The 23,218-nt window shown below is 40.3% G+C and carries 20 protein-coding genes; 9 read left to right on the forward strand and 11 right to left on the reverse strand.

Annotated features, from left to right (window positions below; translation table 11 throughout):
- Window positions 1–209: 209 nt before the first annotated feature.
- Window positions 210–515, forward strand: coding sequence for a helix-turn-helix domain-containing protein (locus tag GFH32_RS08125; RefSeq protein ID WP_153510988.1), 306 nt, complete (start codon window positions 210–212; stop codon window positions 513–515).
- A gap of 67 nt (window positions 516–582) precedes the next feature.
- Here the strand turns inward: GFH32_RS08125 and GFH32_RS08130 are convergent, their stop codons facing one another.
- Window positions 583–2,214 carry an ABC-F family ATP-binding cassette domain-containing protein gene (locus tag GFH32_RS08130; protein WP_153510990.1) on the reverse strand — a complete coding sequence of 544 codons (1,632 nt, stop codon included), beginning with the start codon at window positions 2,212–2,214 and terminating at the stop codon, window positions 583–585.
- Between the two features lie 201 nt (window positions 2,215–2,415).
- On the opposite strand from GFH32_RS08130, the gene GFH32_RS08135 reads away from it, so the two are divergent.
- Window positions 2,416–3,105 carry a hypothetical protein gene (locus GFH32_RS08135; protein ID WP_153510992.1) on the forward strand — a complete coding sequence of 230 codons (690 nt, stop codon included), beginning with the start codon at window positions 2,416–2,418 and terminating at the stop codon, window positions 3,103–3,105.
- A gap of 195 nt (window positions 3,106–3,300) precedes the next feature.
- Here GFH32_RS08135 and GFH32_RS08140 read toward each other — a convergent pair whose 3' ends face one another.
- From GFH32_RS08140 to GFH32_RS08170, 7 genes are all read right to left on the reverse strand, one after another.
- Window positions 3,301–4,749 carry a bifunctional 2-methylcitrate dehydratase/aconitate hydratase gene (locus GFH32_RS08140; protein ID WP_153510994.1) on the reverse strand — a complete coding sequence of 483 codons (1,449 nt, stop codon included), beginning with the start codon at window positions 4,747–4,749 and terminating at the stop codon, window positions 3,301–3,303.
- Between the two features lie 30 nt (window positions 4,750–4,779).
- On the reverse strand, window positions 4,780–5,934 hold the full coding sequence (gene prpC, locus GFH32_RS08145) for a bifunctional 2-methylcitrate synthase/citrate synthase (RefSeq protein WP_153510996.1): 1,155 nt from the start codon (window positions 5,932–5,934) through the stop codon (window positions 4,780–4,782).
- 1 nt (window position 5,935) lies between these two features.
- Window positions 5,936–6,814: a methylisocitrate lyase gene (prpB, locus tag GFH32_RS08150; protein WP_153510998.1), complete on the reverse strand. Its 879-nt coding sequence runs from the start codon at window positions 6,812–6,814 to the stop codon at window positions 5,936–5,938.
- Between the two features lie 248 nt (window positions 6,815–7,062).
- On the reverse strand, window positions 7,063–7,680 hold the full coding sequence (locus GFH32_RS08155) for a L,D-transpeptidase family protein (RefSeq protein WP_153511000.1): 618 nt from the start codon (window positions 7,678–7,680) through the stop codon (window positions 7,063–7,065).
- 1 nt (window position 7,681) lies between these two features.
- Window positions 7,682–8,257, reverse strand: a complete 576-nt coding sequence (locus GFH32_RS08160) for a pentapeptide repeat-containing protein (RefSeq protein WP_153511002.1) — start codon at window positions 8,255–8,257, stop codon at window positions 7,682–7,684.
- A gap of 7 nt (window positions 8,258–8,264) precedes the next feature.
- Complete coding sequence (locus tag GFH32_RS08165; RefSeq protein WP_153511004.1) at window positions 8,265–8,840, reverse strand: Crp/Fnr family transcriptional regulator; 576 nt, start codon at window positions 8,838–8,840, stop codon at window positions 8,265–8,267.
- A 48-nt stretch (window positions 8,841–8,888) separates the two neighbouring features.
- A complete protein-coding gene (locus GFH32_RS08170) occupies window positions 8,889–10,574 on the reverse strand; it encodes an RluA family pseudouridine synthase (RefSeq protein ID WP_153511007.1) in 1,686 nt (561 codons plus the stop codon).
- A gap of 150 nt (window positions 10,575–10,724) precedes the next feature.
- On the opposite strand from GFH32_RS08170, the gene GFH32_RS08175 reads away from it, so the two are divergent.
- From GFH32_RS08175 to GFH32_RS08185, 3 genes are all read left to right on the forward strand, one after another.
- The gene (locus GFH32_RS08175) at window positions 10,725–11,684 is read left to right on the forward strand and encodes an aldo/keto reductase (RefSeq protein ID WP_153511008.1); all 960 of its coding nucleotides are present in this window, start codon (window positions 10,725–10,727) and stop codon (window positions 11,682–11,684) included.
- A 27-nt stretch (window positions 11,685–11,711) separates the two neighbouring features.
- Window positions 11,712–12,182, forward strand: a complete 471-nt coding sequence (locus GFH32_RS08180) for a Dps family protein (protein ID WP_153511010.1) — start codon at window positions 11,712–11,714, stop codon at window positions 12,180–12,182.
- 147 nt (window positions 12,183–12,329) lie between these two features.
- The gene (locus GFH32_RS08185; protein ID WP_153511012.1) at window positions 12,330–13,148 is read left to right on the forward strand and encodes a ZIP family metal transporter; all 819 of its coding nucleotides are present in this window, start codon (window positions 12,330–12,332) and stop codon (window positions 13,146–13,148) included.
- 88 nt (window positions 13,149–13,236) lie between these two features.
- Here GFH32_RS08185 and GFH32_RS08190 read toward each other — a convergent pair whose 3' ends face one another.
- Genes GFH32_RS08190 through gyrA form a run of 3 tightly spaced genes read right to left on the reverse strand, consistent with a single transcriptional unit; the run spans window position 13,237 to window position 18,085 of the window.
- Entirely contained in the window at window positions 13,237–14,412 is a 1,176-nt protein-coding gene (locus tag GFH32_RS08190) for a tetratricopeptide repeat protein (RefSeq protein WP_153511014.1), read from the reverse strand.
- Window positions 14,413–14,433: 21 nt separating this feature from the next.
- On the reverse strand, window positions 14,434–15,546 hold the full coding sequence (locus GFH32_RS08195) for a tetratricopeptide repeat protein (protein WP_153513031.1): 1,113 nt from the start codon (window positions 15,544–15,546) through the stop codon (window positions 14,434–14,436).
- Window positions 15,530–18,085 carry a DNA gyrase subunit A gene (gene gyrA / locus GFH32_RS08200; RefSeq protein WP_153511016.1) on the reverse strand — a complete coding sequence of 852 codons (2,556 nt, stop codon included), beginning with the start codon at window positions 18,083–18,085 and terminating at the stop codon, window positions 15,530–15,532. Before gyrA ends, GFH32_RS08195 begins: the two co-directional genes overlap by 17 nt.
- A 344-nt stretch (window positions 18,086–18,429) precedes the next feature.
- Here gyrA and serC point away from each other — a divergent pair, with 344 nt between their 5' ends.
- The 4 genes from serC (at window position 18,430) to lysA (ending at window position 23,062) form a co-directional block, all read left to right on the forward strand.
- Window positions 18,430–19,497 carry a 3-phosphoserine/phosphohydroxythreonine transaminase gene (gene serC / locus GFH32_RS08205; RefSeq protein ID WP_153511018.1) on the forward strand — a complete coding sequence of 356 codons (1,068 nt, stop codon included), beginning with the start codon at window positions 18,430–18,432 and terminating at the stop codon, window positions 19,495–19,497.
- Window positions 19,498–19,505: 8 nt separating this feature from the next.
- Window positions 19,506–20,453, forward strand: coding sequence for a D-2-hydroxyacid dehydrogenase (locus GFH32_RS08210; RefSeq protein WP_153511020.1), 948 nt, complete (start codon window positions 19,506–19,508; stop codon window positions 20,451–20,453).
- 115 nt (window positions 20,454–20,568) lie between these two features.
- Complete coding sequence (locus tag GFH32_RS08215; protein WP_153511022.1) at window positions 20,569–21,882, forward strand: aspartate kinase; 1,314 nt, start codon at window positions 20,569–20,571, stop codon at window positions 21,880–21,882.
- A gap of 10 nt (window positions 21,883–21,892) precedes the next feature.
- Window positions 21,893–23,062, forward strand: a complete 1,170-nt coding sequence (gene lysA / locus GFH32_RS08220; protein ID WP_153511024.1) for a diaminopimelate decarboxylase — start codon at window positions 21,893–21,895, stop codon at window positions 23,060–23,062.
- The last annotated feature ends 156 nt before the right edge of the window (window positions 23,063–23,218 follow it).

The raw sequence follows: 23,218 nt of genomic DNA on the forward strand, positions 1-23,218 counted from the left end.
GTTCAAGTATTGATTTTGGCTGTTGGATAAAGGTGAGGCAAACGAATCTTCAACACTGACAAGAGTCAATGATTCCCTAACAAAATGCTATTGTTTATTTAATAGTTAATAGCACTGTGTAAATTAGTTAATAGTTAGATTTGAATAAATCAATTTTTAATGATTGAATCCAAGGGCTGTTCACTATTTCTATCTCCGGAGGGATACTTATGAAATCACTTCTTTTGCAGACGAAGGCCACCGTCGACAAAATATTGAAGCTATTGATATTGCATTTCGAATCACAAAATGAATTACCAGATGGGACTCCGCGGCAACAAGGTTCCTTAGACATTGAGAATCCAGAACTTATATTATTGGATGCGCAGGATGTACAGCGTTTATTAAAAATAGGACGAAGTACTTATTATCGGTGGGTTGGGAGTGGTTTGCTAAATCCTATACGTATTGGCGGCCGTCATTACTACAGTCCGAGATTGATTGAGGATTTAAAGGCAACGATGGATTCGTGCTAGTAGGTTAAATTGGAAGAATCAATTAGGCTCAGTAACATGCTGAACCTAATTGAAACGTTCTTTCATTTTATTTTTCTATTTCTTTAAGACTTGCCATTTTCTTGTATTCTAGGAAGCCCTTGATATCTTCGAAATGCTCGCGAACGCGTTGGTTTCCAAATTCAAATACCTTAGTTGCTAGTCCGTCTAAGAAATCACGGTCGTGAGATACTAATATTAGGGTTCCATCGAATTCTTGAAGTGCATCTTTGATAATGTCCTTTGTTTTCATATCCAAGTGGTTTGTCGGCTCATCGAGGATCAACACATTCACAGGTTCTAATAGAAGTTTAATCATTGCGAGGCGTGTTTTCTCACCTCCTGAAAGTACTTTTACCTTCTTGGTTGTATCGTCGCCACTGAACATAAATGCGCCTAGTAGATCTTTGATTTTTACGCGTACATCACCTACAGCAATTTGGTCAATCGTTTCGAAAACGGTCATCTCTTCATCTAAGAGTGCAGCTTGATTCTGTGCGAAGTAACCAATCTTGGCGTTGTGACCCACTTTTAGTGTACCTTCAATATCAATTTCTCCCATAATTGCTCTAATCATGGTTGACTTACCTTCGCCATTTTTTCCAACAAATGCTACCTTTTGCCCACGTTCGATAACCATGTTAGCGTCTTTGAATACTAAATGATCGCCGTATGATTTACATAAGTCTTCCACGATAACAGGGTATGTACCTGAACGTGGAGAAGGAGGGAACTTTAAACGAAGTGCTGAATTATCGACCTCATCGATTTGGATAACCTCTAGTTTCTCCAACATTTTTACACGAGATTGTACTTGTAATGTTTTTGAATAGGTTCCTTTAAAACGATCGATGAACTCCTGATTGTCGGCAATAAATCGCTGTTGCTCTTCATATGCTTTCAACTGATGCAGTCTACGTTCTTTACGAAGTTCCAAATAATGACTATACTTCGCTTTGTAATCGTAGATCTTACCCATCGTCACCTCGATTGTGCGGTTGGTAATATTATCAACAAAAGCACGGTCGTGAGAGATAACAATAACGGCTTTGGCTTGGGTTAACAAGAAGTCTTCTAACCATTGAATACTTTCAATATCCATGTGGTTTGTTGGCTCATCGAGTAGGATTAGATCTGGTTTTTTCAATAAGATCTTCGCTAGCTCAATTCTCATCCGCCATCCGCCTGAAAATTCTGATGTTTGACGAGTGAAGTCTGAGCGTTCAAAACCTAATCCCTTCAAGACCTTCTCTACCTCTGCATCATAGTTCGTTTCTTCAATCGAATAGAACTTTTCGCTAAGCTCCGAGACGCGTTCGATAAGCTTCATGTAATCATCCGTTTCGTAGTCTGTACGAATGTTTAACTGCTCATTCAGCTCTTCTAGCTCATCACGCATTTTATATACCTCGTCGAAGGCTTTTGATGTTTCCTCAAAAACCGTCATGTTGTCTTTCGTCAACAAGTGCTGTGGTAAGTAGGCAATCACCGCGTCTTTAGGACCGGTAACCGCACCTGTCGTTGGCTTCCCAACACCTGCAATAATCTTTAGTAATGTTGATTTTCCAGCACCATTTTTACCCATTAAGGCGATTTTATCATTCTCATTAATTGCGAATGATACATCGCTGAAAAGTGTTGTTCCACCAAAGGAAACCGAGATGTTATTTACGTTAACCACTATAGCTTATTTTTAATCAGCTGCAAAGATAGTTTTTAGATATTAGATTTCAGATAGGAGAATTTAGAAGTTCGTCGGATTCAAGCTTGGAATAGAGGTGGCGCTTATTTTGCTTTTTCAAGAATCAATACCGCTGGGTATCACTATATCTGTTTTATATTTCCTGGAAATATTATACTTTTAATCTTCAAATAAATCAATGTGGTAAAAAAGAGAGTGTTGCAAGGTTTATCAGATCGACAATTAGAGCGATATATTGCATCCGATAGTCGATATGTTTCCGAGGCTGTTGAGCTTGCGTTTGAGATTCTACAATCTCGAAACCGCGTGTTCACGGAGGAAGAGATTCTTGCGGTTCAAGCGCTAATCGATAAGAAAAAGGAAGAAGAAAAGGTCGAAGAATTGCAAGACTACCGCACGATTAAGGATGAGTATTATACGGATGATCCTTCAAGTATAGCTCTCTATAGCGATTACCTGGTTTATGTATTTAACCTTATTTTCGGTTTCCCATTTGCGACAGGATTACAAGTTTGGAATTTTGTAAAGCTGGAGAAATATCAAGCCATCATTCCAACGATTTTGTATGGTATCGTTTTCACAGGAATTCAATGGTTCTCGATGCCGTATATGATTCAGCTTCGTGATGCTTGGGATTTTCGACGGAATGGAATTATTGTTCTATTGATTCCAGCGATTGGATGCTTGGGATTTTATCTGCTAAAAAAACTATATTATCCAAAAGGGGAGAAGTATCGCACAAAGTCATTCCTGCCAGCACTGATCATTTGTGCGGTACTTTCACTATTGTATCGCTTCTATTTGAAAGATACGATAGGACATGGTATTGAGTTGAGTGTGTTTTTGGAGATTTTAAATGGGAGACATTAGATTTTAGATATGAGACATTAGATATTAGACATTAGATATTTGACGTATGATTTAAGTTATAAAATAGTAGACTAAAGACATCGAAAATAACTCTAAACGCTGCTAATTTCGCATTTTTATTAATAAATCTAAGATCTAATATCTCACATCTAATATCTAACATCTCATATCTAAAATATAACATCTAACATCTCATCAACAATACATATCCACTAGTTCATTCACTTTCAATTTCACGAAAGTATCGTAATCTAACGTATGTTCGATTGCAGTTTTTTGTTGCTTTTCGGCGAATACGCGCGCAATATTAATTTTATATTTTTCGATAAGTTTCGGAATTCCTTCATCACGGCGGCGCTTATGTCCGATAGGGTATTCAACTACTACCTCAGGCAATACAGTACCGTCTTCGAGCTCTAAGGTTAACGCATTGGCGATTGATCTTTTCTCAGGGTCATGGTAATCTACGGTGAACTGAGGGTCTTCATGACAAGTGATTCTATCCCGTAGGGCATCAATACGAGTGTCTGTAGCAACATTGTCTTCATAATCTGCAGCTGTTAAGCGTCCGAAGATTAAAGGTACGGCAACCATGTATTGTATCGCGTGATCCCGATCTGCAGGGTTATGTAGCGGACCTTTTTTATCGATGATTCGAATAGCTGCCTCATGCGTCCTGATTTTAATTGACTTGATATCTGCGGCTGTTTTTCCGAGTTGTTTTAATTGTTCATGTAGGGTCATGGCTGCTTCTACAGCGGTTTGCGAGTGGAACTCCGCTGGGAACGAGATTTTGAATAATACGTTCTCCATTACGTATGAACCATAGCTACGCTGGAATTTGAAAGCTTGTCCTTTGAAGGATACGTCATAGAATCCCCATATCGGCGCGGTTAACACAGAAGGGTATCCCATTTCACCTTTTTGAGCAATTAAGGCTAGTCTTACAGCTCTAGATGTTGCGTCGCCGGCAGCCCATGATTTTCTACTTCCGGTATTTGGCGCGTGACGATATGTTCTTAGAGACTGGCCATCGACGAATGCTAATGAAATAGCGTTGATCAATTCGTCTTTGCTCAATCCGATTAACTTGCCGACAACAGCTGTAGAGGCAACTTTCACTAGGATAACATGATCTAAACCTACCTTGTTAAATGAGTTTTCTAAGGCAAGAACCCCTTGGATTTCATGCGCCATAACCATTGCTTCTAAAACCTTATCCATGGTTAATGGCTCTTTCCCTTCGGCGATTCGATTTCTAGAAATCCAATCAGCAACAGCTAGGATACCACCTAAGTTATCTGAAGGATGTCCCCATTCTGCGGCAAGCCAAGTGTCGTTGAAGTCTAGCCAGCGTACCATAGCACCAATATTAAAAGCGGCTTGAATGGGGTCTAATTGATAAGGAGTACCAGGAACCTTGGCTCCGTTAGGAACAATAGTGCCTGGAACAATCGGACCGAGTAATTTTGTGCAGGCAGGATAGGTAAGGGCTTCGAAGCCACAGCCTATAGTGTCTAGAAAGCAGTAATGTGCTGTTTTAAGAGCGAGACTACTTGTAATTTTATATTCTAAAACGTAATCGGCAATATCGACTAGTACCTGATCAGGCTGAGGTCGATTGTTTGAAATAAAGGATGACATATACTATATAAATTCTTTTTACTAAGGTTATTAATTTCTGTTTTCTAAAGGTACGAAGGTTAAGTTTTCTGGCCCTGTGTAGTTAGCGCTTGGGCGAATAATCTTGCCGTCCTGACGCTGTTCAATAACGTGAGCGCCCCATCCGGATACTCTTGACATGACGAAGAGCGGGGTAAACATATCGGTTGGAATCCCCATAATATGATAAGCAACAGCAGAAAACCAATCTAAGTTCGGGAACATCTTCTTTTCATTCCACATAAGCGTTTCTAATCGTTCGGCAATCTCAAAGAGGGTAGTCTCTCCTTTCTCTTCGGAGAGTTTCTTTGCGACCCTTTTGATGACTTCATTTCTAGGATCTGAAATAGTGTAGACAGGATGCCCAAAACCAATGATGACTTCTTTGGCAGCAAGGCGATTTCTAATATCGGCTTCAGCCTCATCTGCATTCTTATAGCGTTTTTGTATTTCAAAGGCTACTTCATTTGCGCCTCCATGCTTAGGACCGCGAAGCGCACCAATGGCACCGGTAATGCTGGAGTAAATATCTGATCCAGTTCCTGCGATAACACGTGCCGTAAATGTCGAAGCATTAAATTCATGCTCGGCATAAAGGTTCAAGGATATCTGCATGGCTTCAACCCAGGATGCAGGAGCTTTCTGACCGTGCAGAAGATGTAGGAAATGAGCAGCGATGCTGTCGTCATCGGTTTCTACCGTAATTTCACGATGATTATGGGAGAAGTGATACCAAAATAGTAGCGCAGAAGGAAAGCTAGCCATTAATCGGTCGATAATATCGCGAGTCTTCTCAATTTCATGTGCCAACGGCTCGGGTTCTAATGTTCCCAAAATCGAAGTATATGTACGTAGTACATCCATAGGATGTGCCTTTTTAGGGATTAGCTTCAAGGCTTCCTTCGCTGCATGTGGTAATCCTCGCAAACCTTTTAGTTTATGCTTATACTGCTTGAGTTCTTCTTTATTGGGGAGTTTCTCATGGATTAGGAGATAAGCAACCTCTTCGAAGCTTGCCTGATCGGCTAAATCTAAGATATCGTAACCTCTGTAATGTAGATCATTTCCCGAACGTCCGACTGTACATAAAGCAGTATTCCCTGCGGGAACACCCGAAAGGGCGACACTTTTCTTAGGCTTAAAACCTGTACTGTTCTCTTCACTCATATTATTTGTTTTTAAATAATTGATCAAGTCGATTTTCATAAGCATAGTAATCTATGCTTTGGTAGAGTTCTTCACGAGTTTGCATGCTGTCGATTACAGCTTGTTGTGTGCCATCCTTTCGGATATGTTGATAGACATTGAGTGCAGCTTTATTTGCTGCGCGAAAGGCTGATAGCGGGTATAATACAATTCCTACCTGTACTTCACGTAGCTCATCGACGGTATAGAGTGGTGTTTGTCCAAATTCGGTAATATTCGCAAGGATGGGAATACCGGTTGCTTCGGCGAAGCGCTGATAATCTTTGATTTCTGATAAAGCTTCTGCAAAGATGAAATCTGCACCGGCTTCCTGATAAGCAACCGCACGCTCCAATGCTCTTTCAAGCCCCTCAGAGGCGAAAGCATCCGTGCGTGCTCCAATAACAAAATGAGGATCTATTCGGGCATCTACTGCTGCTTTAACACGGTCAACCATCTCGTTTAATGAAACAAGTTCTTTGCCCGGACGATGTCCACAACGTTTCGCCCCAACTTGGTCTTCAATATGTACGCCCGCCGCGCCAGCTTTATCTAGCGATCGAATGGTACGCGCAATATTGAAGGCAGAGGGACCAAAGCCGGTATCGATATCCACGAGTAGGGGTAAAGAACAGACATTGCTAATTCTCTCCACATCAATCAAGACATCTTGTAAATTGGTAATTCCTAAATCGGGGATTCCTAAAGAGCCGGCAGCTACTCCTCCTCCAGAAAGATAAATCGCTTTGAATCCGGATTGTTCGGCTAAAAGGGCATGATTAGCATTGATGGCTCCGACAATCTGTAAGGGCTTTTCTTCAGCCATCGCAGTACGCAAGCGTTTTCCTGCTGATTCTATCATCGTAATAGGCTTTTATGTTTATAATCGTTGTTTAAGATAGCCTATGCCATGATTTTGATGCATTGGGTATCCTATTAAAGGTAATGAAATTAATTGGAAATTAGTGGGTTAGACGCTAGTAAATTGATAAATAAAATATGCAAGCATATTAAATGTAGATAGGAAGAACGGAATCAGACAATCAGCCTTAGGAGGCCATAGAATTCTTTAGAGAGGGCATTTGGAAAAAAGAAATGGTTGGATATCCGCTAGTCATTTCGGATTGATTCCATCAATTTTTGAAATATTCTTTGAAGCTCTTTCCAACGCGATACAGTTTCTAGCGAATACTGCGCAGCGTAAATGGACAGGTTTTCATCCGATAGTGGAAATGGAAAAATATAAACGGGTATCTGAATCTGTCCAGCAGATTTTGCAAAGGAGGCAAGCGTATAGAGTTCTTCGATTGCTGTATCACCCATGGGGAGACAACCAACTGTTTCTATTCCTCCATGAATGAAGATATCTGATCCCGTATATCCCTGCGCCATGTCATAGGCATTCGGGAAGTTTAGGCCTAAAGATAAATGGTATTTGCTATTTGGATTAAAGCGATTGATATAGTATTTACCTTCCGGTACTTGTTTATCGCCTTCTTCTTTCTTTGGTCCTAGTACGCCGGATCGATTGAGGATATCGAATGTCTTCAAGATTTGATATCGACTGTCTTTGTTCCTTTTAGCATAAACCTGCAGTTGATCTTGATCTTTAAATGCAATGAGTAGGAGATCCAAGCTATCTTTCGACAAGCGATGAGAAGCCAATAAGTCTAATAGATTTGGCGCATGACGTTCATAGGCTTCTTTGGCGCGGTCGACAGTAGACATGTTAAAATTGGATTTTTAATTGATGTTTTTCCAGTAGACCAGGAAGGCCTTGTAGTCCGAATTTTGCCCCTTTTATCTTATTGCTATCCGGGTCAATACTGAAGTTTTCTGCATTGATAAAATTCGCTTTTTCCAAATTTGTCTGGAAGAAGTTTGCTAGCTGAAGATCGCATCTCTGGAAGTCAGCTTGTGTCAAGTCGGCGCCCTCAAATTCCACTTCTTGTAAGCGAGATCCTACGAAGATTGTTTTCTTAATTTTTAATCTAAAAAAACTGCTATGATCTAAAATACAGTCTTGAAAACTAAACGATATATTGAAGGGATTACATGCTTCGAAGTGTAAGCCCAGCAGCTTACAGTTAATAAATTTAATGTCTTGAAAGCTACAACCGGCGAGGTTTGCTAGACTTAAATTACAGTCGGTAAAGGTGCAGTCTGTAAACTTATAGCCGCTGAGGTCATAGCGTTCCAAATTGCAGCCTGTAAATCGGCAGTAATCGTAATGCGCTTGGATCAGCGGGGATTCTACTAACGCGGCTTGCTGGTAATTTTGATCTTCAAAGTAAGGGGCTTCCATTGCTTAATTAAGAGGTATGTATGATTTCTTTACGAATGCGGCTCAAGGAAGTATCCGTAACACCAAGATATGATGCAATATATTTGAGTGGCGCTTGTTGTATAATTTGTGGTTTTTCTTGCATAAGATGCAGATAACGTTGCGTCGCGGGCTCAGTAATCATCTCTGTTGCACGCTTTTTCGAAAGATAGAGTTCGAATGCCATCCAAGCGCGACCCCACTCACGCATTGCGGGGATTTCATGAAAAAGCTCTTGAAAATGGTCATAGTCAATTTGCCATAAAACACAGTCCGTTAGGCATTGCATATATTCCAGTGTCGGTATACGTTGAAAGATAGATGCCACTTCAATCGCGACCTCATTTACACCGCTAAATCCAGTAGTGATTTCATTACCTTCATAATCGTATAAATAAGTGCGGATAAGGCCTGATTCTATAATAGCGTATGAATTTGCTATTTGGTCTTTCTTTAAAAGGAAGTCGCCTTTGTTGAGTTCAATTCGCTTATGTGCTTGATAGATTAGATCGAGATCTGCGGATTCAAAGAGGGGATGCTGATAAACGAATTTTAAGATTTCCATTTTGGAGGAATTGATTAGCAATACAAGTTAGGAAAATGAAAACGAAAGTTAAAACGGATCCGCTACATCGAAGCTCATTTGTTCTCCTGTTCGCGGATGTCGGAAGGAGATGTATCCAGCATGTAGATGCAATCGATCGGCACGGCTACCATACAAATCATCGCCAACGATAGGGGTATTTAATCCTTGGCTATGTGCCGAGTGTACGCGTAGTTGATGTGTCCGTCCGGTAAGTGGAAAATAATGTATTCTGCTTCGATTGCCTTCCACTGCAACAAGTTCATATTTGGTTTGCGCGGGCTTTCCATATTCGTAACAAACAACTTGTCTTGGGCGATCATCAAGGTCAACGCGAAGCGGTAAATCAATGATTCCATGTGTTGAGTCGATGATGCCTTCCAATAGTGCAGTATATCTTTTTTGAATGCTATGGCGGATAAACTGATCTTGAATAATTTGATGCGCTTCTTTATTTTTTGCCAGAACCATAATACCCGAAGTTGACATGTCAAGCCGGTGAATAATAATCGGCGATTTAATGTCGGGGTATCGTTTTTCAATCCGGGTTTGCACACTGTCTTGAACGTTAATCCCTGGTACAGAAAGAAATTCCGCCGGTTTATTAACTACAATAATATCTTCGTCTTCGTAAATAAATTCGATTTCTTTATCCTGTGCCGGATTTTCCAACATAGGATTCGGATCGACAGCCAAGCCTTTCAACATATGGCCTAATATCGGTTCGCATTTACCTCGGCAAGAAGGATAGAATTGCTGATGCTTGCGTACTTCAGAAGATGGAGATGCTCCCCACCAAAATTCTGCCATGCAAATTGGTGTCAATTGCTGTTGATACGCATATTGTAACAATTTGGGGGCCGCACATTCACCAGCACCTGCGGGAGGCGGCATATGAATTTGATCTTCAAAGATATCCAATACGGATTTCGTTTTCCCTTCCGCATTTAAGAAATGATACTGATCAAAGAGGCGTTGTTGAAGTTGTCCTGAACGACTTTTACGCTCTTCCTTTGCGTTCTCCATTTCCGAAAGCAAACTATTCAGAATATTTTCTTGACTTGCTAAGCGGTCCTTACACTTCTGCTTTGCAACATCGTAGTCGTGCTGATCGCGGTAACTTTGCTTAATCAAATCTTCTGCGATAAGCTGATAAGCGAGTTCATCAAGTTCGATTTTTGATGTTTCGCGAATCTGCTTACGTTCCGCTTTATTGGCTTTATGTAGTTTTCGCAGTGCCGATAGCTCCTGTTCATTTTCCACAATAGTAGTTTGAATGGCTACTTTTTGAGTCGCTATTTCAGGATTCGCTTCCAAGCGTTCAATCTTTCGATTTAAAGCATTGATAATATGCTCCTCTTGAATAAAGAAACCCTCAGGATCAAGCATATCGAAAATAGGTGGAATGAAGTAGCGATGCTGATTAGTACCTGCTAGCTTGCCAGAGCAGGCGGCTATAAAGCCTAAGTGACCAGCAGCGTCTTCTACAACCAGGACGCCAAACATCTTCCCGATGATTAATCCAGGCATCCCGTCTTTCAATCCGAAGTTATGCTGGAAGTCGTTTTGTTCCATCAAATATTCTTGAACCTGTTGTGCCGCCAAAATGCTTAGCGGGTGTGGTTCATAGTAAAAGGGGAAGGTAAATGCCTCCGGCCGACTTACTGTAGAAATATCCTGATTAAAACGATGTAGATGGGTAAGATTCGTTTGCATGCTGATTAAATTCCTCGAAAGGGCAAAAGTACAAAAGTGTGGGTGATTAATAGCGTAATGTTATAATATTATGACAAGTAAGAGGTCTTAATAATGGGAAATAGACATAATTATCGGTAACTTGTACCTATCAAAATTAGAGCGCCCGCTATGGAAAACAAACGTCAGATTGCAGATTCAGAATTATTTATTGATCCTATTATTTTCGGAGGAAATGTCTTTGGATGGACATTGGATGAAAAGGCGTCCTTTGACATCTTAGATCGTTTTGTAGACTTAGGTTTCAATGCGATTGATACCGCTAATAACTATTCACATTGGGTTCCCGGAAATAAGGGCGGCGAGTCAGAAGCAATCATTGGTAGCTGGTTACAAAAGCGTAACAAACGCGATGATCTGATCTTGATGACCAAGGTTGGCGGTAGATTTGGTTATGATTCAAAACCAAATACGAAAGCTTCTTATATTAAAGAACAAGTAGAATTATCCCTTCAGCGCTTACAGACAGACTATATTGATTTATATCAAACCCATTATGACGATATTGAGACGCCGCTAGAGGAGACTTTAAGAGCCTATGAGGACTTAATTAAAGAAGGGAAGGTCAGATATATCGGCGCTTCCAATATAACGGGAGAACGATTGGAAGAGAGTCTATCCACTTCGGAGCGTTTGAATCTTCCGAAATATATTTCTTTGCAGCCTGAGTATAATCTTTACGATCGTGCACAATACGAGCGCGATTATGAAGTTATTGCTGCGCAAAACAATTTAGCCGTTATTCCGTATTATTCATTAGCGAGTGGCTTTTTAAGTGGTAAATACTTGTCAGACGATGATTTTAATAAGTCTGCGAGGGGAGAAGGCATCCAAAAACGTTATTGGAATGAGCGCGGGCAACAGATTGTAAAGGCCTTGTCGGATGTTGCCGCAGCGTATCGTACCACATCATCTTCAGTAGCTTTAGCTTGGCTATTAGCAAGACCATCTATTACTGCGCCAATTGCTAGTGCAACAAAAGAAGAGCATCTGCAGTCTTTTGTGACCGCTGTACAGTTAAGATTAGGGGAAGACGCTATCCAAAAATTAAATGAAGCCAGTGCATATTAATAAAACATATTAAAACTATATAATAAAATGAAAGCAAATATCGGATTAAAAGAAAAGGACACAGCGGCAGTTGCACAGATGTTGAACAGGTTATTAGCCGATGAAAACGTATTGTATATTAAAACGAGAAATGCCCATTGGAACATCGAAGGTCCGGACTTTCACGCTCAACATTTATATTTTGAGACTATCTACGACGAGTTGGCGGAATTAATTGATGAGATAGCAGAACGTGTACGTTCGATTGGTCATTATGCGATCGGTACGATGAAAGAATTTCTAGAAGTTACACAACTGACAGAGATGAAATACAAGAAAAACGATAGCCAGGGATACATTAAAGAATTACTTAGCGATTTTGAGAGCTTAATTATTAGTCTACGCGAAGATATTAAGCTTGCAGAAGATCATAATGATGCTGGTACCGAAGATTTCTTAGTTAGTATTTTAGAAAAGCATGAAAAGACTGCATGGATGCTACGTGCCCATGTGAAATAAAGGTATTCTACTCCGATTATTAGAGCTCCGAAAGGGGCTCTTCTCATTTTTTAGCTACTGTATTCAATAAAGTCGAGAATATATTTATGATTTCCGTCATTTTCTTGAAAAGAATAGCTATTTTCAACGCGTATTTTCAGGACATATATGATTGATAACCTAATAGCATACTTTGAAACCCTAGATCCTATTGTGGCAGCTTTAATTGCTGGACTTTTTACTTGGGGCGTAACAGCACTCGGTGCAGCAAGCGTATTTCTATTCAAGGGCGTTAACAAGAAGGTGCTAAACGGCATGCTTGGCTTTACTGGCGGGGTGATGATTGCAGCGAGTTTTTGGAGTTTACTGGCGCCAGCAATTGAAATGAGTGAAGGGGAGAGCTTTGAAAAGGTAATGCCAGCAGCAATTGGTTTCGTACTTGGCGCACTGTTTATCTTTGGCTTGGACAAATTAATGCCACACCTCCATTTAAATTTCTTAAAATCGGAAGGCCCTAAATCATCCTTACATCGTACTACTTTATTAACCATTGCAATTGCACTACACAATATCCCAGAAGGATTAGCTGTAGGGGTTTTATTTGGTGGAGCGGCAACAGGACAATCCGAAGCAACCATTGCTGGAGCTATTTTATTGGCTATGGGGATTGGCTTACAGAACTTCCCGGAGGGTGTTGCTGTTTCTATGCCATTGCGTAGAATGGGCTTATCCAGAAGAAAAAGTTTTCAATACGGTCAAATGTCTGCCATTGTAGAACCTATTTTTGCGGTTCTCGGTGCTTGGGCGGTAGCTTTCTTTATACCGATCTTACCATATGCATTAGCATTTGCTGCAGGAGCAATGATTTTTGTAGTAATAGAAGAGGTAATTCCAGAAACACAACAAGAGGAACACTCGGACATTCCGATGTTAGGCTTTATCTTAGGATTTGTCGTGATGATGGTCTTAGACGTCGCATTAGGTTAATTGAACAATGAACAAATGCCAAATAGCAATATAAAAAAGAAGGCCTTCGTATCACGAAGGCCTTCTTTTTTATATAATCTTATTAAGCTTATTTGATCGCATCGATCTTCGCTTGTGTTTCTGTTGATTTTGCTTCATCTTGCATGAAGTCGTAGAAGTTTTTCAAGTTACGTAATGCATCTACGTTTTTAGGATCAGCTTCTACTGATTTCTGTAAGTAAGGCAATGCACGTCCGATCTTCTCTTTTAAAGCAGCAACTTTAGCATTGTAATCTTTAGGTTGTAATGATTTGTTGTCGTTTAATGCGATTAACTCATCACGTCCACTGTTCATGATTACCACTGCAGCATTTGTGTTTGCTTCTAAGTAATTAGGATCGATTTCTAACGCTTTTTTGTAAGACTCTAATGCTTTTTCTGCTTGTCTTGAAGTGCTGTATGCTAAACCTAAGTAATAGTGAAGGCTTTTATTTGATGCATCTTTCGCAATTTGCGCTTCGATATCAGAAACTACTTTTGCTTCATTTCCAGTAATTAAGTTTAACTCGATGTTTTGAACTACCGCAGCATTATCATTTGGATAAGCAGCAGCGGCTTCTGCAGCAGATGCTAAAGCAGCAGCTGTATCTTGTTTAGATAAGTACAGTTTTGGTAAGTCAACCATGATTGACTTATGTGCTGAATAATCTTTTACAGGAACTAATGCTTTATAGCGTGCGATTGCGTTATCGTAATCTTTGTTTTGAACTGCCGCAAGACCAGAATAGTAGGTTAATGTAGTATCACCAGGAAGGTAATCTAAAGCACCTGAGAACTCTTTATAAGCAGTAGGGTAATCTTGTTTATCCCATGCTGCTACACCTTCGTTAAAACGGAACTGACCTAAAGTTTGTCCTGCCGCCTTAATGTTCGCTTCATTCTTTTTATCGGCATCCAATTCTGTCGCTTTCTTAATACCTTCGATTGCCTTGTTTGCAGCTTCTACATTTTTATCTAGGCTAGCGATATTTGCATAAACGAGTGAATATACAGCCCAAGCTTCCGGATCATTTTGAGTTTTCTCATGAACAATAGCAGCATCAATTGCTTCTTGCGCAGAAGTTAAGTTTCCTTTTCCTAGCGCAGCTGTGTTTGCAGCTTTAAGTTCCTCAAATTTTGTGAAGTTGGATTTCGCTTTTTTAACATTACCCGATTGAGCGAATACAGTCGTTGAGCCGGCTGTTAATAGCACTCCTGCGAATAATATGGATTTTGTTAGATTCATATCGTTTTTATTTGTGTTGTATTAATTTGTAAGTTGATTCAATAATAAATTCACACGATCTAATTGCTCGGCGTCATCAGCTTTCTCATAAAACATTGCTAAGGATTTCAACGCATTAATTTCATATGGTTTGATTTCATTAGCCTTTAACAGAAAACTCTGCGCATTATATTGTGCTTCATGGTTGTCTGTATCTTTCAAGAAGTCCTTCAAATAGATCAAGCCTAATGCCAGATTGGATTCATAATTATTAGGATCCAATTCCAGTACCTTTTCGTAAAACGCTTTTGCGGCCGGAATATTGTTTGCATTTTCATTTGCATAGCCAGCAAGGTAATTTAGCTCGAGGTTTTCAGGCTCCATTTTGATCGCTTGATCAGCAATGGGAACAATCGCATCATATGCTTTAACCGTTGCATATTCTTGAATCAATTGCAGTAAAATAGCTTTGCTCTCTGGGTATTTCGCTCGCGCATTTTCCAAAGTCGTCAGATTATGTTGGCTTTCGCCAATCTTAGCGTAAAGTGCTGCAAGCTCTAAGAACTGCTGCTCTGTAGCATTACCACTCTCGATAATTTTCTTGTAAAACTTAACTGCATCCTGTGATTTCCCCGCTTTGTTTGCAAGGACTGCAAGGTTGTAGGTAACATCCTCATTCTTTGCACTGAGCTCATCGACTTTTAGGAAGTCCGTATAAGCTAAGTCAAATTTTTGTCCTTGAAGCGATTTGTTAGCACGTTTAATTAACGCCGCTGCCAAATTCTGCTTTACGTAACTCATCTCCCCAGGGAATTCTTCGCGATCTTTTTCACGAATCCTGTCGATTGTTTGATACGTTAAGTCAATAGGATCTTTATCCGTTTTAATCGTACGCGCCGAATCTGCATAAGCAATCGAACTCATGACCATTGCACGTAATACATTGACACGTGTCTTAGCGGAGTCCTTCTTCGTTTTGTAGATATTGTCCAGCTGTTTCTTTGCATTATCCAGATTTTTAATCTCCCCAGTTTGGGTGTATAATGCAAAGGCATTGCTAGCCTCTTTATAATTTGACTGCGCGAAAGCACTGTTAGCTGAAAAAGCTAACAGTACGGATAAGGATGAAATAATTAAATTATTCTTGTTCTTCATTCTCTGCACTACTTGAATCGTTGTCAGTTGTGTTTTCGGATCCTTCGATTGGCAATTCTTCTTCGTCGTCTTGATGGTCAACTTTCGTAATCGATGCGATTGCGTCATTGTCCTTCAAGGTAATTAATCTTACACCTTGTGTTGCGCGACCCATTACACGAAGAGCTTCTACGCCGATACGAATAACAATACCTGATTTATTGATAATCATTAAGTCGTTCTCATCAGTAACTCCTTTGATTGCGACAAGCTCACCAGTTTTATCAGTAACATTGATTGTTTTCACACCTTTACCACCACGGTTTGTAATGCGGTAGTCTTCAATGTCTGTACGTTTTCCGTATCCTTTTTCCGAAACAACTAATACCGTTGTCTCTGAATCATTAACACTAATCATGCCAACCACCTCGTCAGAATCGCTTGCAAGGGTGATTCCGCGTACTCCAGTAGCGGTTCTTCCCATAGGTCTAACGGTCTCTTCGTTGAAACGAATCGCACGACCCGAGCGAAGTGCCATCACGATTTCACTACCACCTGATGTCAATGTTGCTTCCAATAATTGATCGCCTTCATTGATATTAATTGCATTGATACCGTTTGCACGTGGACGAGAATAAGCCTCTAGTGAAGTCTTCTTAATGGTACCTTTCTTAGTACACATAATAATGAAGTTGTTCTCAAGGTATTCTTGATCCTTTAAGTTCTTCACATTAATGTACGCTTTGATTTTCTCGTCTTTCGGAATATTGATGATATTCTGTAAAGCTCGACCTTTCGATGTTCTACTTCCCTCAGGAATTTCAAACGCACGTAGCCAGAAACAACGACCTGCTTCTGTAAACAACAATAGGTAGTTGTGTGCTGAAGCGGTGATAATATGTTCTGTAAAGTCTTCGTCGCGTGTAGAAGAACCAATGGCTCCTTTACCACCACGACCTTGACGACGATATTCAGTCAATGGCGTACGTTTTACATAGCTGTTATGGGAGATGGTAATTACAACCTCTTCATCATCGATGAAATCTTCCATACGCATATCTTCTGCCGAGTGAACAATCTCCGAACGACGCTCATCGCCATATTTCTCTTGAACCTCGAGAAGCTCGTCTTTGATAATCTTCATGCGAAGACCTTCATCTGCCAATACTTCTTTTAAGTATTCAATAGTTTTCATTAATTCTGCATACTCTTCTTTAATCTTATCACGCTCTAGTCCTGTTAATCGACGTAGAGTCATGTCTAGAATCGCACGAGCCTGAATGTCGGATAATCCGAAACGTTCCATCAATCCAACACGCGCATCCTCTGGTGTATCCGATGCACGGATTAATTTAATGACCTCATCTAAATGATCAAGAGCAATTAAATATCCTTCTAAGATATGAGCACGTTTTTCTGCCTCTGCAAGTTCGTATTTCGTACGACGTACAACAACATCATGACGGTGTTCTACAAACTCGTGAATCATGTCTTTCAAGTTCATCAACATTGGACGCCCTTTTACCAAGGCGATGTTGTTGACCGAGAAAGAAGTTTGAAGCGAAGTGTATTTGTAAAGGTTGTTTAACACCACATTGGCGTTAGCATCCCTTTTTATTTCATAGATAATACGGATTTCTTTGGTCGATTCATCGCGAATCTCTGAGATACCTTCGATTTTCTTCTCATGGATTAAATCAGCAGTACGTTTAATCATCTCTGCTTTATTCACCTGATAAGGAATCTCCGTAACGATGATTACCTCTTTACCACTTTTGGTAGTTTCGATTTCTGCTCTCGCACGCATAACTACACGACCGCGGCCGGTTTCGAAAGCCTCACGAACACCATGGTAGCCATAGATTAAACCTCCAGTAGGGAAGTCAGGACCCTTAACATGCGTCATTAATTCAGCGATCTCAATCTCACGATTATCGATGTATGCAACCGTCGCGTCAATAACCTCTGTTAAGTTGTGTGGCGCCATGTTTGTTGCCATACCTACAGCGATACCTGAAGATCCATTAACTAATAAGTTCGGGATACGGGTCGGAAGAACTGTTGGTTCCTGTAAGGAATCATCAAAGTTCAATTTAAAGTCTACCGTATCTTTATTTATATCCGCTAAAAGCTCTTCTGCAACTTTACGAAGACGCGCTTCGGTATAACGCATAGCTGCTGGCGGGTCACCATCGACAGAACCGTAGTTACCTTGTCCATCAACCAATGGATAACGTAGGGACCAATTTTGAGCCATACGAACCATTGTGTCGTAAACGGACGAGTCACCGTGTGGGTGGTACTTACCCAAAACATCCCCGACAATACGTGCGGATTTCTTATACGGTTTTCCGCTTGTTACCCCCAAGTCCAACATCCCAAACAATACACGACGGTGAACAGGTTTCAGACCATCACGCGCATCAGGAAGAGCACGAGAAACGATTACAGACATCGAGTAATCGATGTATGCCGCTTTCATTTGATCTTCGATATTGATAGGGACAATCCTGTTTTCCGCAGGTACTAAATTGTTTTCGTTTTCTGTTTCTTCAGCCATTATTTTGTGGTTTCGATAAAACTAAAAAAGTGCCCGTTGTAAGTATAGACACTTAGCTGGCGAATATACACAAAATTTCGGCCAAAAACCAGTTTTAAGGCCATTAAAAATATCAACAGTGAGGACAAAATGTTAGTTGTTTTTGGGGATTGTAAAATAGCTGATTAATAGGCTTGTTACTGATAAAATGCTATTGAATTTTACTATATATTGTCATATTTCAAACAAAATCGGTTTTTGCTTTAAAAAATTTCAAAAATATTTTACCTTTGGGCATTCAAACGTTAGAGCAAACGATTGAGTTTGTTGTAACAGCCTTATTTTAAACAAATTACTAGATAATAATGAAACATAATTTCGGAGCAGGCCCTTGTATTTTACCAAAGGAAGTCTTTGAAGAAGCTTCTCAAGCTGTGTTGGACTTTAATGGAACTGGACTTTCCATTTTAGAGGTATCCCACCGTTCGAAGGAGTTTGAAGCGGTTGTTGTTGAGACAGAGCGTCTTGTGCGCGAGCTATTGAACGTACCGCAAGGATATTGCATTTTATTTTTACAAGGAGGAGCAAGCCAACAATTCGCAATGGTTCCGATGAACTTATTGCCAGAAGGAGGGAAAGCAGCTTATTTAGATACTGGTGTTTGGGCCAGCAAAGCCGCAAAGGAAGTAAAAAAACTAGGACAAGTAGAAATTGTTGCCTCCTCGAGTGATAAGAATTATACCTACATTCCAAAGGATTATTCCATCCCGACGGATGCTGCTTATTTCCATTTCACATCCAATAACACGATTTACGGAACAGAGGTTTTTCAAACGCCTGCAACAAATATTCCAGTCGTAGTGGATATGTCTTCGGATATCTTAAGCAGAAAGATCGACGTTTCAGAATTTGACTTAATCTATGCCGGTGCACAAAAAAATATGGGCCCCGCTGGTGTTACCTTGGTTATTCTGAAAGATGAGCTATTCGGCAAATCAGGACGTAATCTACCTACTATTTTTGAATATGAAGCCCATGCGAAAGCAGGCTCGATGTATAATACTCCTCCCGTATTTTCAATCTACGTTTCTATGTTAAATTTACGTTGGTTGAAAGCAAAAGGGGGCGTAGAGGTTATCGAACAAGAGAACATCATCAAAGCGCGTATGCTATATGATGAAATCGATCGTAACCCTTTCTTCAAAGGAACTGCCAATACGGAAGATCGTTCACGTATGAATGTGACCTTCGTTATGGAAAACCCAGAGTTCGAAGCTGAGTTCTTAGAACTTGCTAAAGAACGTGGATTAATTGGTCTTAAAGGACACCGTTCAGTTGGTGGATTTAGAGCGTCTATTTACAATGCATTGACGATTACATCGATTAATGCCCTAGTGGATACGATGAGAGAATTTGAAGAAAAGCATAAATAAAAAATTAAATGAGAATATTAGCAAACGATGGGATTGATCCTATCGGTAAACAGATATTAGAAGCTGCAGGATTTGAAGTGGATACAGTACATATTCCACAAGAAGAACTTGCTGCACGCTTAAATGACTACGATGCAGTGACTGTACGTAGCGCAACTAAATTAAGACAAGAATTAATTGACCTATGTCCAAATATTAAGGTTATTGGTCGTGGCGGTGTAGGTATGGATAATATCGACGTGGATTATGCGCGTTCAAAAGGTATTGCTGTTGTTAATACCCCTGCTGCATCATCACATTCCGTAGCTGAATTGGTATTCGCACACCTGTTGAATGGCGTTCGTTTCTTATATGATTCCAATCGTCAAATGCCAGTAAATGGCTCGACAAAATTTGGAGCGTTAAAGAAAGCTTATGCAGCAGGTACAGAATTGCAAGGTAAAACTTTAGGCGTTGTCGGATTCGGTCGTATCGGTAGAGAAACGGCAAAGATTGGTTTAGGATTAGGTATGAACGTTATCTATTCGGATCTGTTCGAAGGTCCTAAGTCATTAACATTGTCCCTTTCTGGCGATATCCAAGTGGAGGTTCCTGTTAAGCAAGTAGATTTAGACAGCGTATTACGTCAGTCTGACTTTATTTCTTTACACGTACCATTTACTGATAAACCCGTTATTGGAACAGAAGAATTTGCGATCTTGAAAGATGGCGTTGGTTTAGTCAATGCATCACGTGGGGGCGTTATCGAAGAGCTTGCTCTAGTAGAAGCCTTAAATTCAGGTAAGGTAGCATTCGCTGGTTTAGACGTTTACGACGATGAACCAACACCACGCGCAGAGATTCTTACGCATCCAAAAATTTCATTAACTCCACATATCGGTGCTGCAACAAATGAAGCGCAAGAGCGTATTGGAGAAGAACTAGCAACATTATTAATAGAAAATCTGAAGAAGTAATTCTTCCGCATTCAAAATATGCGGCACAAAAGCTTTTAATTGCATTTGTGCCGCTTTTTTATGGGATAAATCCTTATATTCACACCCGCAAAAAACAAAGTTAAATTATAGAGATATGAAAATTCTTAAGTTCGGAGGAACATCCGTAGGAAGTGCTGAACGTATCAAAGGTTTACTGGAAATTGTAAACCCATCGGAGCGTCAGATCGTCGTGCTTTCAGCCGTTGCTGGAACCACAAACGCATTGGTAGAAATTGGAAAAGCTTACTTAGCAGGTAAGAAGGACGATGCCAAGCAATTGATCGAAACGCATAAGAATAAATACGAATCGTTAATTAAGGAACTCTTCAGCACAGAGAACGGATATAAGAACGGTAGGGAATTAATTGATTATCATTTTAACTTAATTTCCTCTTTGTCAAACGACTTGTTTACCGCAGTAGAGGAGAAGATGATTTTAGCGCAAGGTGAATTGTTATCGACCGCATTATGGCATTTCTATTTGGATGAAATCGGTGTTCAATCGGTTTTATTACCAGCATTGGATTTTATGAAAATCGACGAGGATAACGAACCAGTTGTGCCTTATATCAATGAGAAGCTGAGCGCAATTTTAGCCTCGTATCCAGATAATACATTATTTATTACGCAAGGATACATCTGTCGTAATGCATTTGGCGAGATTGACAATTTACGTCGCGGCGGATCTGATTATACTGCATCATTAATCGGTGCAGCGATTCAAGCGGAGGAGGTTCAAATCTGGACCGATATCGACGGGATGCATAATAATGACCCACGTGTTGTCAAAGGAACAAGCCCAATTGCTCATTTAAGCTTTGATGAAGCGGCCGAGTTAGCCTACTTTGGGGCAAAAATCCTTCACCCACAATCGGTATTCCCAGCGCAAAAATACAATGTGCCAGTACGTCTGTTAAATACGATGGATCCTAAAGCGCCAGGGACGTTAATTTCAAAAGATGGTGGACAAAAGGGAGCAATCCGTGCAATTGCAGCAAAAGATGAAATCACAGCAATTCATATTCACTCTTCACGAATGCTTTTAGCCTATGGTTTCTTGCGTAAAATCTTTGAAATCTTCGAACGCTATAAGACACCAATCGATATGATTACAACTTCGGAGGTTGCTGTATCTTTATCCATTGACGATACACGTAACTTAGACGATATCATCCGCGAAGTAGAAGACTTCGGAACCGTGCGCGTTGATAGAGATCAGACTATTGTTTGTATCGTAGGCGACTTCGGGGCCAATACACATGGTTACGCGGCTCGAGTTTTAGATGCTGTGAAACACCTTCCAGTACGTATGATTTCTTACGGCGGATCTGACTATAATGTTTCCATCCTTTTGAATTCCGAGCATAAAACAGAAGCACTACGCTCTTTACATAATAGATTGTTTTAATAATTAGAAAATGCAAATAAATAAAATTAGCCTAGACCGTTTAACGCCATTTGAAACTCCATTTTATTATTACGATATGGAGCTTTTGAATCGCACTTTGCAAGCTGCGAAAGTTGCTGCAGATAAGCGTGGATTTCATATTCACTATGCGTTAAAAGCTAACTTTAATGATAAAGTGTTAGCGGCTATACAAGCGCTAGGTTTTGGTGCCGACTGTGTATCGGGGAACGAGGTTCAAAAGTCTATCGACAGTGGTTTTCCTGCCGAGCAGATTACATTCGCAGGGGTAGGGAAGTCGGATAAGGAAATCTCGATGGCATTAAAGCATCAGATTTTCGCTTTCAATGTAGAATCTATCGAGGAACTACAAGTAATCGATGAGATTGCCGCTTCACTTGGTGAGCGTGCCAATGTCTCTTTACGTATTAACCCAAATGTGGATGCCCATACGCACCATTATATCACAACGGGTCTTGACGAAAATAAATTCGGCGTGCCAAATTCCGAACTCGAACAAGCAGCTTCCGTTTTGCGAGATTGTAAGCATGTGGATCTTGTGGGATTACATTTCCATGTAGGATCGCAGATTACCGATATGAATGTGTTCAAGAGCCTTTGCGTAAAGGTAAATGAATGGAAAAACTGGTTTGAAGAACGTGGTACAACAATCAAGATATTAAATGTTGGCGGCGGATTAGGTGTTGATTATCATCACCCTGATGAGAATCCGATTCCAGATTTTGAAGCCTATTTCGACGTATTCGATAAGTTCCTAGAACGTACGCCACAACAGGAGGTTCACTTTGAACTTGGTCGTGCCTTAGTCGCTCAATCCGGTACGTTAGTAAGTCGAGTGCTGTACAGCAAAAGTGGGGTAAAAAAGAATTTCTTAATTCTCGATGCGGGAATGACGGAGCTGATGCGACCAGCACTATATCAAGCGTACCATAAAATCGAACGCCTCGGCCTATCAACTGAAACTAGTACCCTCAACTACGATGTTGTAGGGCCTATTTGCGAGAGCTCTGATTGCTTCGGTAAAGAAGTATCACTTCCTATATCTAAACGAGGAGATCTTATCGCTATACGTACCGCAGGTGCCTATGGAGAGGTAATGGCTTCTAGATATAATTTGAGAGAAGAGATAAGATATGTCTTTTCGGAGAATGTTGGGGGGTAGAATTTAGATATTAGATTTAAGATATTAGAATTTAAATATTACAGTTGAAAACGATCCTGCATTGCAGGATCGTTTTTTATTAGTACCAGGCTCAAAATACTCTAATGCTTTCAATAATCGCTTATTACAACTTGGGATATTTTTTCTTTTATCGGC

This window comes from Sphingobacteruim zhuxiongii, from assembly GCF_009557615.1.
In the GTDB taxonomy this organism is placed as follows: Bacteria; Bacteroidota; Bacteroidia; order Sphingobacteriales; family Sphingobacteriaceae; genus Sphingobacterium; species Sphingobacterium zhuxiongii.

Coding starts and splice junctions, on each gene's coding strand:
- GFH32_RS08125 (WP_153510988.1), top strand. CDS start 210: ATGAAATCACTTCTTTTGCAGACGAAGGCCACCGTCGACAAAATATTG.
- GFH32_RS08215 (WP_153511022.1), top strand. CDS start 20,569: ATGAAAATTCTTAAGTTCGGAGGAACATCCGTAGGAAGTGCTGAACGT.
- GFH32_RS08195 (WP_153513031.1), bottom strand. CDS start 15,546: ATGAAGAACAAGAATAATTTAATTATTTCATCCTTATCCGTACTGTTA.
- prpC (WP_153510996.1), bottom strand. CDS start 5,934: ATGAGTGAAGAGAACAGTACAGGTTTTAAGCCTAAGAAAAGTGTCGCC.
- GFH32_RS08165 (WP_153511004.1), bottom strand. CDS start 8,840: ATGGAAATCTTAAAATTCGTTTATCAGCATCCCCTCTTTGAATCCGCA.
- prpB (WP_153510998.1), bottom strand. CDS start 6,814: ATGATAGAATCAGCAGGAAAACGCTTGCGTACTGCGATGGCTGAAGAA.
- GFH32_RS08170 (WP_153511007.1), bottom strand. CDS start 10,574: ATGCAAACGAATCTTACCCATCTACATCGTTTTAATCAGGATATTTCT.
- GFH32_RS08140 (WP_153510994.1), bottom strand. CDS start 4,749: ATGTCATCCTTTATTTCAAACAATCGACCTCAGCCTGATCAGGTACTA.
- lysA (WP_153511024.1), top strand. CDS start 21,893: ATGCAAATAAATAAAATTAGCCTAGACCGTTTAACGCCATTTGAAACT.
- GFH32_RS08155 (WP_153511000.1), bottom strand. CDS start 7,680: ATGTCTACTGTCGACCGCGCCAAAGAAGCCTATGAACGTCATGCGCCA.
- gyrA (WP_153511016.1), bottom strand. CDS start 18,085: ATGGCTGAAGAAACAGAAAACGAAAACAATTTAGTACCTGCGGAAAAC.
- GFH32_RS08160 (WP_153511002.1), bottom strand. CDS start 8,257: ATGGAAGCCCCTTACTTTGAAGATCAAAATTACCAGCAAGCCGCGTTA.
- GFH32_RS08190 (WP_153511014.1), bottom strand. CDS start 14,412: ATGAATCTAACAAAATCCATATTATTCGCAGGAGTGCTATTAACAGCC.
- GFH32_RS08175 (WP_153511008.1), top strand. CDS start 10,725: ATGGAAAACAAACGTCAGATTGCAGATTCAGAATTATTTATTGATCCT.
- GFH32_RS08180 (WP_153511010.1), top strand. CDS start 11,712: ATGAAAGCAAATATCGGATTAAAAGAAAAGGACACAGCGGCAGTTGCA.
- GFH32_RS08185 (WP_153511012.1), top strand. CDS start 12,330: ATGATTGATAACCTAATAGCATACTTTGAAACCCTAGATCCTATTGTG.
- GFH32_RS08210 (WP_153511020.1), top strand. CDS start 19,506: ATGAGAATATTAGCAAACGATGGGATTGATCCTATCGGTAAACAGATA.
- serC (WP_153511018.1), top strand. CDS start 18,430: ATGAAACATAATTTCGGAGCAGGCCCTTGTATTTTACCAAAGGAAGTC.